Annotated in this window: 7 protein-coding genes; 3 read left to right on the plus strand and 4 right to left on the minus strand. The window is 68.6% G+C overall.

Features of this window, described 5'->3' with window-relative positions; genetic code table 11:
• The first annotated feature begins 315 nt into the window (after window positions 1-315).
• From BDIM_RS03950 to ligD, 3 genes are read left to right on the plus strand one after another with little or no spacing between them, the layout of a single operon-like run.
• Complete coding sequence (locus BDIM_RS03950; protein ID WP_003164288.1) at window positions 316-2,874, plus strand: TonB-dependent receptor; 2,559 nt, start codon at window positions 316-318, stop codon at window positions 2,872-2,874.
• An 11-nt stretch (window positions 2,875-2,885) separates the two neighbouring features.
• Window positions 2,886-4,565 carry an alkaline phosphatase D family protein gene (locus BDIM_RS03955; protein ID WP_003164289.1) on the plus strand — a complete coding sequence of 560 codons (1,680 nt, stop codon included), beginning with the start codon at window positions 2,886-2,888 and terminating at the stop codon, window positions 4,563-4,565.
• Between the two features lie 51 nt (window positions 4,566-4,616).
• Window positions 4,617-7,148 (plus strand): DNA ligase D, encoded by a 2,532-nt coding sequence (ligD, locus tag BDIM_RS03960; RefSeq protein WP_003164290.1) that lies wholly within the window; start codon window positions 4,617-4,619, stop codon window positions 7,146-7,148.
• A 3-nt stretch (window positions 7,149-7,151) separates the two neighbouring features.
• On the opposite strand, the gene ku is transcribed toward ligD, so the two are convergent.
• From ku to BDIM_RS03980, 4 genes are all read right to left on the minus strand, one after another.
• Window positions 7,152-7,985, minus strand: a complete 834-nt coding sequence (ku, locus tag BDIM_RS03965) for a non-homologous end joining protein Ku (RefSeq protein WP_003164291.1) — start codon at window positions 7,983-7,985, stop codon at window positions 7,152-7,154.
• 92 nt (window positions 7,986-8,077) lie between these two features.
• A complete protein-coding gene (locus BDIM_RS03970) occupies window positions 8,078-8,695 on the minus strand; it encodes a cation efflux transmembrane domain-containing protein (protein WP_003164292.1) in 618 nt (205 codons plus the stop codon).
• Window positions 8,692-11,913 carry an efflux RND transporter permease subunit gene (locus tag BDIM_RS03975; protein WP_003164293.1) on the minus strand — a complete coding sequence of 1,074 codons (3,222 nt, stop codon included), beginning with the start codon at window positions 11,911-11,913 and terminating at the stop codon, window positions 8,692-8,694. The genes BDIM_RS03970 and BDIM_RS03975 overlap by 4 nt, the downstream gene beginning before the upstream one ends.
• Window positions 11,914-11,925: 12 nt before the next feature.
• Window positions 11,926-12,475, minus strand: a 550-nt coding sequence (locus tag BDIM_RS03980) for an efflux RND transporter periplasmic adaptor subunit (RefSeq protein WP_040344960.1), incomplete at its 5' end; no start/stop codon positions are given.

Consider the following 12,475-nt stretch of genomic DNA (forward strand, 5'->3'; position numbering starts at 1 on the left):
GCGGTGTTGGATGCGGTCTTCACGAAACTGGCGCGAGACGGTGAGCATTTGTCGTCTCGCCGGCCAAACTCTTGAGACAGTCCTAAACGCGAAGGCGTATCGATGTCGGCGGACGGCTCATGGCTTCGAGGCCGCCAGCGGTCTGAAGCCCTAGTGTTCGATAGACTGTACGCCTGACGCGATTTGAAAGATAGGCTGTGCGGCGAGCGAATTTCGCGGTTCTGCCGTTGCAGCTTCATTCGCCCGTGACCGCCGCGTCGCGCCCACGACATTCAGCGTCTTTAGGTCTGCCCTGCTTTCTCAGGGGGTAAGACCATGAAGCCGATCAGCCTCAAGCGTGGATTTCTGGCGGGCGCCGCTGTCGCGGGCCTGATGGCGGCCAGCGCCGCCCATGCTCAGAACGTTTCGCCGGGCGAGGCGACGACCGCCGTCGACGACATCGTGGTGACGGCCCAGCTGCGCGCCCAGGATCCGATCGAGGTGCCCTTCGCTCTGACGGCCTATAGCGGCGACTTCCTGGAAAACCTGGGCGTGCAGGAGTTCGACCAGCTGTCGGCCTTCGTGCCGGGCTTCCTGGTGCAGAACCAGTCGCCGAACAATCCGGGCTTCGTGATGCGCGGCATCACTTCGGACTCGGGCGCCGCCACCGCCGAGCCGCGCGTGTCGGTGTTCCAGGACGGGGTGTCGATCTCCAAGTCGCGCGGCTCCTATGTCGAACTGTTCGACATGGAGCGGGTCGAGGTGGCCAAGGGGCCGCAGTCGACCCTCTATGGCCGCGGCGCCCTGATCGGCGCGGTCAACCTGGTGCAGAACCGCGCCCGTCCGGGCCAGTTCGACGCCGGCGCCCGCATCGAGGCGGGCGATCTGGACTATCGCGCGGTCGAGGGGTTCGTGAACGCGTCCGTCGGCGAGACCGGCGCCCTGCGCCTGGCGGCGCGGATGAAGACGCGCGGCGGCACGGTCGAGAACCTGCTGGGCGGCGAGGACTACAACTCGATCGAGACCAAGGCGCTGCGCCTGTCGGGCGCCTGGGCGCCGACCGACAATCTGCGCGCCGATCTGATCGCCAACTATCAGACGGATTCGGCCAGCGGCACCTCGTTCAAGTCGATCGCCTATGATCCGTTTGATCCGAGGACGGGCGCCTCCCTGGGCGGGCGTGCGCCTTGGGACGGCGCGGCCCTGACGCCGGGCGCCGATTTCGACGGGGGCGTCGGCCTTGGGCTGGATCGCGAGGTCTGGGGCGTGACGGGCCTGGTGAAGTGGGATCTGTCGCCGTCGCTGACGCTGAACTCGACCACGGCCTATCGCCAGTTCGACTCGACCGAGGTGTTCGATCCGGACGGCACGTCGCTGCCGCTGCTGACGGCGGCCGAGCACGCCTATGGCGAGCAGTGGAGCCAGGAGTTCCGTCTGAACTTCGACAACGGCGGGCGCTTCTCGGGCTTCGTCGGCGCGGGCTATTTCAACGAGGAAGGCTTCCAGCGGATGCCGACCCAGTTCGACGAGCGCCTGGCCCTGCTGCAACTGGCGACGCCGCTGGGCGGTCAGCGGCTGAAGATGATCTACGCCGCGCCGACGCCGTTGCTGATGGGCGGCATTCTTCAGTCCATGCTGCCCGCTGCGGCGCATCCGCTGATCCCCGGCATCGTCGGCAATCTGAAGCCCGCCCATATCGAGACGGCGACGAACCGGGCCGACCTGACCTCCTATGACCTGTTCGGCGACCTGACCTTCAAGGCGACCGACCGTCTGGAGTTCTCGGGCGGGGTGCGCTGGACGCGCGACGACAAGACGACGGGCTATTCGGCGGCGGTGCTGAACGGACGCTCCATCGCCGGCGGCCTGGTGGCGGTGCAGACGCTCGGCGTGCAGGCGCAACGCCTGGCCCAGGCCGGCGATCTGGCCGGCGCCCAGCGCCTGCAGCAGCAGATCACGGCCATTCTGACGGGCCTGGCGACGCCGGGCGCGGCCAACCTGCCCGCAGCTTCGGGTCTGCCGCTGTTCGCCCTGACCGCCCAGCCGACTGCTGGTAACGGCGACCTGATCCAGGCGGATCACGAGGACGACGGCTTCACCTGGCGTCTGACGGCGCGCTACGCCCTGTCGGACGACGCCAGCCTCTACGCCAACTATGCGCGCGGCCGCCGCCCCGAGGTGCTGGAGGTGCGCGGCCCGTCCGTTCCGCTGGGCGCCCCGACCTTCGAGGTGATCCCCGCCGAGACCGTCGACAGCTTCGAGGTCGGCTACAAGACGGCGCTGATGGATCGCCGCCTGCGTCTGGACGGGGCGGTGTTCCACTACGCCTACGACAACTTCCAGACGACCGAGCAGGACGGCACCCGCTTCGTCACCGTCAATGCGGGCAAGGCCAACGCCTATGGGTTTGAGGGCCAGGTCGCCTTCGCGGCGACGCCGACCTTCGATCTGTTCGGCACCTACGGCTACAACCACTCGCGCTTCGACGGGGGCGCGCGCGACGGCAACCGCTTCCGTCTGTCGCCGGACCACATGGCCTCGATCGGGGCGACCTGGCGTCTGCCGGTCGAGGCCGGGACCATCGAGGTCCAGCCGACCTACACCTGGCAGTCCAAGGTCTTCTTCGATGACGACAACGACCGCCCGGAGCTGCAGACCGGCAACTTCGTCGCCGACACGGTGCAGGACGAGTACCAGGACGGCTACGGCCTGCTGAACCTGCGGGTGCGCTACGCCCCGTCGTCGGGGAACTGGGGCGTCGAGGCCTTCGGCGACAACATCCTGGACGAGGAATACATCAAGGACGCGGGCAACACCGGCGATGCGCTGGGCCTGCCGACCTTCATCGCCGGACGAGGCGCCAGCTACGGCGTCGCCTTCACCCTGCGCTACTGAGGATCAGAGCCATGACCATGAACCGTCGTGGCCTTCTGGGCCTGTTCGGCGCGGGCGCGGCGGCGGGCTGCGCCACGGTCCCGACGGCCGAAGGCGTCGCTGTCGACTTCGCCCACGGCGTGGCCTCGGGCGATCCGGCGACCGATCGGGTGATCCTGTGGACGCGTGTCACCCCGGCGGACGGTCATGTCGGGCCGGTCTCGGTCGCCTGGCGCGTGCTGGACGGGCAGGGCGACCGCGTCGTCGCCTCGGGCCGGTTCGAGACGGGGCCTGAACGCGACTATACGGTCAAGGTCGACGCGGCGGGCCTGCGCCCCGGCCGCGACTATCGCTACGACTTCGCTGTGGGCGAGACGCGCTCGCCCATGGGCCGCACCCGCACTCTGGCGGCGGAGGGCGTTGCGCCGGTCAATCTGGCGGTGGTGTCGTGCCAGTTGCACCCCGGCGGCCTGTTCAACGCCTATGAGTCGATCGCCGCCCTGCCGACCCTCGACGCCGTGGTCCACCTGGGCGACTACATCTACGAATACGGGGCGGATTCCGATGCCTATGGCATGGCGACGGGGCCGAAGCTGGGTCGCGTGCCCGAACCGGCGCACGAGATCGTCTCCCTGGCCGACTATCGGCTGCGCCACGCCCAGTACAAGCGCGACGCCGACCTTCAGGCCGCCCATGCCCGCGCGCCCTTCATCTGCGTCTGGGACGATCACGAAACGGCCAACGACGCCTGGCTGCACGGCGCCGAGAACCATCAGCCCGAGACCGAAGGCGACTTCGCCCAACGCAAGGCGGCGGCGCTGAAGGCCTATTATGAGTGGATGCCGATCCGCGAAGCCGCGCCCGGCGCGCTGAAGGAGGCGATCCACCGCAGCTTCCACTTCGGCGATCTGGCCAGCCTGATGATGGTCGAGACCCGCCTGACCGGCCGCACCGAACCGCTGGCCTATGACAGGGATCTGACCGCCAAGGACGGCCCCGACGGCGAGCCGGTGCTGGACCTGGACGCCTTCCGCGCCAAGCTGAACGATCCTGCCCGCGATCTGATGGGCGCCGAGCAGCGCGACTGGCTGAAGCGCGAACTGGCCGCTTCCAAGGCCAAGGGCCGTCCGTGGCAGGTGCTGGGCAATCAGGTCGTCATGGCGCGCGTGGCCGGTCCCGACGTGTCGCGCACCCTGACCGAGGCTCAGGTTCAGGGGCTGATGGCCCAAATCCCCGAAGCCTATCGCGACCAGTTCGAACAGGCCCTGTTCCTGTTCAAGATGGGCCTGCCGTTCAACCTCGACGCCTGGGACGGTTATCCGGCCGGGCGCGAGCGGCTCTACGCCGCCTTCGCCGAGGCGGGGGTGCAGCCTATCGTCCTGGCGGGCGACAGCCACGCCTTCTGGGTCAATGAGCTGAAGGACGCCGGCGGCGCGCGCCGGGCGGTGGAGTTCGGGACCAGCGCGGTCTCCAGCCCTTCGATCGGCGACGCCATCGGCGGCTTTCCCCTGGGCGCGGCGCTGATGCAGGCCAATGACGAGGTGCGCTTCTGCGACCAGTCGGCGAAGGGGTTCATCCTGTTGACCCTGACCGAGGACCGGGCCGAGGCGGCCCTGATGCAGGTCTCGACCATCTTCGCCAAGCCGTTCGAGGTCACGACGTTGAAGCGGGTCGGCGTGAACCGCGCCGATGGGGCGATCACGGGCGTCTGATCGCCGCCGGCTCCCCGCGCAACGGTTTCCTCGCGGGCGGATTAATCGCCCATGCGCGGAGAGCTGAAGACCTATCAGGCCAAGCGGCGTTTCGAGCAGACGCCGGAACCCAAGGGCGCCAAGCGGGCCGGAGACGGCGCGCGGCGCTTCCTGATCCAGCGCCATGCGGCGACGCGGCTGCACTACGACTTCCGCATCGAGGCGGACGGGGTGCTGAAATCCTGGGCCGTGACCAAGGCCCCGTCGCGCGACCCGTCGGTCAAGCGCCTGGCGGTCGAGGTCGAGGATCATCCGCTGGACTACGGCGGGTTCGAGGGGACGATCCCGGCGGGCAACTACGGCGCGGGCACGGTGCAGCTATGGGACATTGGAACCTGGGAGCCGCAGGAGCCGGATCTGGAGGCCGCCTGGGCGCGCGGCCAGATCAAGATGATCCTTCACGGCGAGCGGCTGAAGGGCAAATGGGCGCTGATCCGGCTGAAGAGCGACCGGGGCAAGCCGTCCAAGCGCAACAACTGGCTGCTGCTGAAGGAGAAGGATGCATACGCCGTGGCAGGCGAGGGCGACGCTTTGGCCGAGATCGACGCCTCGGTGACGACCGGCCGCTCTCTGGCCCAGATCGCCGAGGGGGACGCGCAATGGACCTCCTCCAAGCCGACCCGCCGCAAGGCGCCGCCGATGCCCGCGCCGTCCAAGGCGGCGTCCAAGGCGAAGCGGCCGCACGCCTTCGTGCCGATCCAGCTATGCAAGGCGGTGGACCACCCGCCTTCAGCCGCCGGTTGGGCGCATGAGATCAAATTCGACGGCTATCGGCTGCAGATCGGCGTCGGCGGCGGCCAGGCGGTGCTGCGAACCCGCAAGGGCCTGGATTGGACCGATCGTTTCCCCGAACTGGCGGCGGATGCGGCCGGTTGGCCCGATGCGGTGATCGACGGCGAACTGTGCGCCCTGGACGAGGATGACATGCCGGACTTCAGCGCCCTGCAGGCGGCGATATCCGAGGGGGAGACGGGGCGGCTGGTCTATTTCGCCTTCGACCTGCTGTTCGAGGGGACGGAAGATCTGCGTAAGCTGCCGCTGTCGCACCGCAAGGCGCGATTGCAGGCCTATATCGACCGCCTCGGCGCCAAGGCTGGAGGGCGTCTTCGCTACGTCGAGCACTTCGCCTCGACGGGGCAGGCGGTGCTGGAAAGCGCCTGCCGGATGCATCTGGAGGGCGTGATCTCCAAGAAGCTGGACGCGCCCTATCACGCCGGGCGCTCCTCGACCTGGGTCAAGTCCAAGTGCCGGGGGCGTGACGAGGTCATCATCGGCGGCTGGTCGTCGGAGGGCGGCAGCCGGTTCCGGTCGTTGCTGGTCGGGGTGCGCGAGAAGGGCGGGCTGAAATACCTCGGGCGCGTCGGGACAGGCTTCGGCGAGGCGGCGACGCGGCTGCTGATCTCCGCGCTGAAGGCCGAGGCGTCGGACAGGAGCCCCTTCACCGGCGCAGGCGCGCCCGACGGCGACAAGGGCATTCACTGGGTGAAGCCCAGGCTGGTCGCCGAGATCGAGCACGGCGGTTACACCGAGTCAGGTTCATTGCGGCAGGCGGCCTTCAAGGGCCTGCGCGACGACAAGACCGCCGAGGACGTCACCGAGACGCCCCAGCCGCCTGCGTCGCCGTCGACATCGAAAAAGGGCGGCAAGGTCACGGTGGCGGGCGTCGTCATCTCCAGCCCAGACAAGGTGCTGTGGCCGGCGAGCGAAGGCCGCCCGCCCATCACCAAGGCCGACCTGGCGCGCTACTATGAGGCGGCGGCTGAGCGCCTGCTGCCCCATGTGGCCGACCGGCCCACGTCGATCATCCGCGCCCCGGACGGCATCGAAGGCGAGGTCTTCTTCCAGCGCCACGCCATGACCGGATCGAACCCTCGTCTGAAGTTGATCGATGTGAAGGCGCGCACGCCCTATGTCGCCGTCGTCGATGTGGGCGGCCTGGTCGCCGTCGCTCAGTCAGGCGGGCTGGAGCTGCACCCCTGGGGCTGCAAGCCGGGCGATCCCGAGACGCCGGAGCAGATCACCTTAGACCTGGACCCCGACGTGGGCTTGGACTTCGACGACGTGATCGCGGCGTCTCTTGTGGTGAAGGCCAAGCTGGAGGCGCTGGGCCTCAAGCCCTTCGTCAAGACGACGGGGGGCAAGGGTCTTCATGTGGTCGCGCCGATCCGCGCCGACGGGCGTTCTCGTGTGACCTGGGAGCAGAACAAGGCCTTCGCCAAGGCCGTGTCCGAGGCGATCAGGGCCGAGGCGCCCGACCGCTTCACCACCACCCTGGCCAAGAAGGCGAGGGGCGGAAAGATCTTCATCGACTATCTGCGCAACGGACGGATGGCGACCGCCGTGGCGCCCTGGTCGCCGCGCGCGCGGCCGGGGGCTGGGATCGCCTTTCCCCTGTCGTGGGATCAGGTGAAACCGGGACCGAGGCCTGCGGACTACAATCTGTGGGTTTGGCCCGAGCTGCTGAAGCGGCCCGATCCCTGGGCCGATTTCCGCGCCGCCGCCGTCAGCCTGAGACCGGCTCTGCGCAAGATGGGCGTGGAGTGACGCTCAGGCCGTCTTCTTGCGTGGCGCGGGCTTCTTCGCCGCCGGTTTGCGGGCCCCGCCAGCCGAACCCTTCAGGCTGTTCTTCAGCGCCGCCATCAGGTCGATGACGTTGGTGTCGTCCGGCTCGGCCACGTCGACCAGGCCCTTGCCGCCCTTGGTCTTGGCCTTGATCATCTCGCGCAGGGCGTCGTCGTAGCGGTCCTTGAAGGCGGTTGGGTCGAAGTCGGCCTCCTTCTGGGCGATGATGCGGGCGGCGATCTCGACCATGTCGGCGTCGGCCTTCACCGTGGGAATGTCGTCGAAATAGTCGTCGGCGTCGCGCACCTCGTCATGGGCGCGCAGGGTGTAGGCCAGCAGGCCCTTGCCGCGCACCTCCAGCGCCAGCTGGCGTTCCTTGCCGCGCAGGACAAGCTGACCCAGCGCGACCTTGCCCTGCTTCTGCATGGCGTCGCGGATGACGGCGAAGGCCTCGACGCCCGCGCCCTTCTCGGGAACGACGAAGAAGGGATCGTCCCAATACAGGCGGTCGATGTCGGTCTCGTCCACGAACTTGTCGATGGCGATGGTCTTGGTGCTGTCCAGCCGCACCTGGTCGAAGTCGGCGTCGTCGAACAGGACGTATTCGTCCTTGGTCACCTCATAGCCGCGCACCAAGTGACTGCGCTCCACCGGACCGGCGTCGGGGTCGGTCGGCACCATGCGGATGCGGTTGTGGGTGTCCGGATTGATCAGGTGGAAGCGCACGTCGGCGGCGCTGGTCGTCGCGGTGTAGAGCGCCACCGGGCAGGTGACGAGCGACAGCTTCAGGTGTCCTTGCCATGTGGGGCGAGCGGCCATGTCGGTTCTCCTCGACAGGCTAAATGCCCGGCGCCGACATATGTTCGCTGTCGCGGGCAAGCGCGGGGGCTCCCCGGCTTGCCCGCGACGGTTCAGGTTTCGGCGTTCGCCTCGGTCTCTTGCGAAACGGGCCGACTCTCACGGGCGTCCTTGAGGATGTCGACGCCGCCCTTCACCGCGATGGCCGCTACGATCAGCCCCACCACCAGGTCCGGCCACGCCTGATCCAGCGCCATGACCAGACCCCCGGCGATCAGGATGCCGCCATTCGAGGCGAAGTCGTTGAAGCTGAAGGTCTCGGCTGCGCGCATGTTGACGTCGTCGCCGCCCTGACGCCGGATCAGCATCAGGCAGATCAGGTTCACCACCGCCGCGATGACGGCCAGGCCCATCATGGTCCAACCGACCGGCTCGGTCCCGACGATCCAGCGCCGCCCCACGTCGATCAGCACCCCGGCCGCGAAGACCAGCAGCATGATCCCTGACAACCGAGCGGCGCCGCGCTTCCACGCCATCGCCCGCCCGACCGCCAGGAAGCTGATCAGATAGACGATGGCGTCCGATCCGTTGTCGGCGGCGTTGGCCAGCAGGGCGCTGGACTCGGCAAACAGGCCGCCGAGTCCGAGCATGACGAACAGTAGGACGTTCAGCACCAGCACGATCAGCAGCGTGCGGCGCTGAAGCCCCTCTCCATGATGAGATCCGCTCAATCCTCTATTCCTTCCGTCTTGCGGTGTTTGACGGCCTTGGCCGCGAAGGTCGGCAGCACCAGCAGCGTCAGGGCAGTCGCCGTCAGAAGGCCGCCGATGACCACGGTGGCCAACGGCTTCTGAACTTCGGCGCCCGCCCCGGTGGCGATGGCCATGGGGATGAAGCCGACGATGGCGACCATAGCCGTGGTCAGCACCGCCCGCAGACGGCTGAAGGCGCCCAGAAGAGCCGCGTCGCGCGGTGTCTGACCCGCCTGCAGCCGCTCGCGGATGGCCTGCATCAGCACAAGGCCGTTCAGGGTCGCGACGCCCGACACGGCGATGAAGCCGACCGCCGCCGAGACCGAGAAGGGCATCCCCCTCAGCAATAGCGACAGCGCCCCGCCGACTAGCGCCAGCGGTACGCAGGCGAACACCAGCCCCGCTTCCGCGAACGATCCCAGCGCCATGAACAGCAGGATGCCGATCAGGACGAAGACCACAGGGATAACCAGACCCAGCCGCTGCTCGGCCCGCTTGAGGTTCTCGAACTGGCCGCCCCATTTGAGCGAATAGCCTGCGGGCAGGCTGACCTGCTGATCCACCTGCGTCTGGGCGTCGGCGACGAAGCCGCCCAGATCGCGGCCGCGCACATTGGCCTGAACCACCATGCGGCGGCTGCCGTCGTTGCGGCTGATCTGGTTCTGGCCCTCCTTCACCTGAATGCGGGCGACCGAAGATAGGGGGATGGTCAAGCCGCTCGCCGTGGTGACGGGCAGGGCGTTCAGGGCGGCGGGATCGTTACGCTCCGCGTCCGACAGGCGGACCACCACGTCGAAGCGGCGGTCGCCCTCGAAGATCTGACCCGCCTCGGCGCCGCCGATGGCGGCTGAGACGGCTTCGGACACGTCGGCCGCCGACAGGCCGTAGTTGGCGGCGGCGAAGCGGTCGACGCTGACCGTCAGGGTCGGCAGGCCGGACGCCTGCTCCACCCGCACGTCGGCCGAGCCGGGCGTGTCGCGCAGGGCGTTGGCCACCTGATCGGCCGTCTTCTGAAGCTGGGCGAAGTCGTCGCCATAGACCATGACCGCCAGATCGGTGCGGACGCCCGAGATCAGTTCGTTGAAGCGCAGTTCAATCGGCTGGCTGAACTCAAAACTGTTGCCTAGCTGGGTCGAGGCGGCCTTTTCGATACGGGCGATCAGCTCTTCCTTCGGCAGCTTCGGATCGGGCCACTCCTTGCGCTTCTTCAGCACGATGACGGCGTCGGAGATGTTCGGCGGCATGGGGTCCACCGCCGCCTCGGCCGTGCCGGTGCGCGAGAAGACGGTCTTCACCTCGGGCTGGGCCGTGATGGCCCGCTCCAGCGCCATCTGCATGGCGAGGGATTGCTCCAGCGAGGCCGAGGGCACGCGCAGCGCCTGCATGGCGATGTCGCCTTCGTCCAGGGTCGGGATGAACTCGCGCCCCAGCAGGGTGAAGGCCAGAGCGCCGACCAGCAGGGCCCCGAACGCCGAGGCCAGCACCGTCTTCGGATGCGCAACGGCGGCGCGGATGGCCGGTTCGATCCAGCGGCGCGCGTGGCGCAGCAGGAAGGTCTCATGCTCCTCTGCCTCGCCGTTCTCATCGACGTGGACGGTCTTGGGCTCCTTCACCAGCAGGGCGGCCATGGCCGGGACGAAGGTGAAGGAGAAGATGAAGGCGCCGACCAGGGCCAGCATGACCGTGGCGCCCATGGGGATGAAGGTCTTGCCCTCGACCCCTTCCAGCATCAGCAGGGGGGTGAAGACCAAGAGGATGATCAGCTGGCCGAAGGCGGCGGGCTTGACCATCTGACGGGCGGCGCCAGCGGCGACGCCCAGCCGTTCGTGACGGGTCAGGGCGCGGCCCAGGTCGGCGCGCTTCTGGCCCAGGCGCAGCAGGGTGTTCTCGACCACCACCACGGCGCCGTCGACCAGCAGGCCGAAGTCCAGCGCCCCCAGGCTCATCAGGTTTCCGCTGATGCCGAAGCGGTTCATGCCGATAACCGCGAACAGGAAGCTGATCGGGATCATCAGGGCCGTGATCGTCGCCGCGCGGATGTTCCCCAGCAGCAGGAACAGCACGACGATGACTAGCAGCGCCCCTTCGGTCAGGTTCTTGGCCACCGTCTTGATGGTCGAGTTGACCAGGGCGCTGCGGTTCAGCACCGGCTCGGCCACGATGTCGGGCGGCAGGCTGGCGCTGATCTGCTCCAGCCGCTCGGCGGAAGCCTGGGCCACGGTGCGGCTGTTCTCGCCCGCCAGCATCAGGGCAGTGCCGATCACCGCCTCATGGCCGTCGCGACTGGCGCCGCCCAGACGCGGCGCCTGGCCGATCTCGACGGTCGCCACATCCGCGACCCGCACGACCAGGCCGTTGCGGTTGACCACGGGCGCCTGGGCCAGATCCTCGACGGTCTGGGCCAGGGCGTCGGTGCGGACGGTCAGGGCCTCGCCCGCGCGCTGGATATAGCCCGCGCCGGCTTGCGTGTTGGCGCGGTCCAACGCCTGGATCAGATCATTCAGGCTGAGGCCGTAACTCGCCAGCCGCGCCGGATCGGGACGGACGGCGTATTCCTTCACATAGCCGCCGTTGACGTCGACGCCGGCCAGACCGGGCGCAGTCCGCATCCGGGGCGCGATGATCCAGTCCTGCACGGTGCGCAGATAGGTGGCCCGCGCCTGCGGCGTGTCCAGCCGCTCGCCCTCGGGCGTCAGATAGGCGCCGTCGGGTTGCCAGCCGGGGCGGCCCGCGCGCGCCGTCTTGGCGTCGAAGGGCTTGAGGTCGACCGTCCACATCAGGACTTCGCCCAGGCCCGTGGTGATGGGCGACAGCGCCGGTTCGACGCCCTCGGGCAGGTTCTCGCGCGCCTGGGCCATCCGCTCGGCCACCTGCTGGCGGGCGAAGTAGATGTCGGTGGCGTCGCTGAAGATGACCGTCACCTGGCTGAAGCCGTTGCGGGTCAGGGATCGGGTGCTCTGGATTCCCGGAATGCCCGCCATCGCCGTTTCCAGCGGATAGGTGACCTGACGCTCCATCTGTTCGGGGGCCAGGGCCGGGGCCACGGTGTTGATCTGCACCTGACGGTTGGTGATGTCGGGCACGGCGTCGATCGGCAGCTTGGTCAGCTGGAACAACCCCCAGGCCGCGACCAGGGTCGTGGCCAGAACGATGAACCAGCGGAAGCGGACGGACGCCTCGATGATCGCTTTGAACATGATCGCCCTCCCTTAGTGGCCGTGCTCGGCTTCGCCCTTGGCCAGTTCGGCCTTGAGCAGGAAGGCGTTGGTCGAGGCGACTTTCTCGCTCCCGGTCAGGCCGCGCAGGATCTCGGTGGCCCCCCCGGCCTGACGCCCCGCCAGCACGGGCTGGGCCCGGAAGCCGCCGTCCGCCTGGACGAAGACCACCGTGGCGCCGTCGACCGTCTGAACTGCCTCGGACGGAACGGTCAGGGCGCCGCCGGTCTGACCTTCGGTGACGACCGCGCCGGTGACGGGCGATCCGGCGGGCGGCAGGCGGCCGCCCTCGGGCCGAGCACGGATCACGGTGGCGCCGCTGTCCTGCAGACCGGCGTCGGCGGCGACGCCCGTGACCAGGGCGTTGAACTCGCCCTGCGGACCGGTGACGCGAACGTGCGAGCCGAGGCGCACCTGGGCCGCCAGATGCGGCGGGGCGTTGAAGACCAGCTCGACCCGCGCCGGATTGGTCACTTCGGCCACCACCGCGCCTTGGGCGACGAAGCCGCCGGGGCCGACCTGAACATTGGTCACGACGCCTGAG

It is taken from the genome of Brevundimonas diminuta ATCC 11568 (assembly GCF_000204035.1).
Classification (GTDB): Bacteria; Pseudomonadota; Alphaproteobacteria; order Caulobacterales; family Caulobacteraceae; genus Brevundimonas; species Brevundimonas diminuta.

What these genes read in the sequence shown, in the direction of transcription:
- BDIM_RS03950 (WP_003164288.1), top strand. Translation starts at nt 316, where the DNA reads ATGAAGCCGATCAGCCTCAAGCGTGGATTTCTGGCGGGCGCCGCTGTC.
- BDIM_RS03955 (WP_003164289.1), top strand. Translation starts at nt 2,886, where the DNA reads ATGACCATGAACCGTCGTGGCCTTCTGGGCCTGTTCGGCGCGGGCGCG.
- ligD (WP_003164290.1), top strand. Translation starts at nt 4,617, where the DNA reads ATGCGCGGAGAGCTGAAGACCTATCAGGCCAAGCGGCGTTTCGAGCAG.
- ku (WP_003164291.1), bottom strand. Translation starts at nt 7,985, where the DNA reads ATGGCCGCTCGCCCCACATGGCAAGGACACCTGAAGCTGTCGCTCGTC.
- BDIM_RS03975 (WP_003164293.1), bottom strand. Translation starts at nt 11,913, where the DNA reads ATGTTCAAAGCGATCATCGAGGCGTCCGTCCGCTTCCGCTGGTTCATC.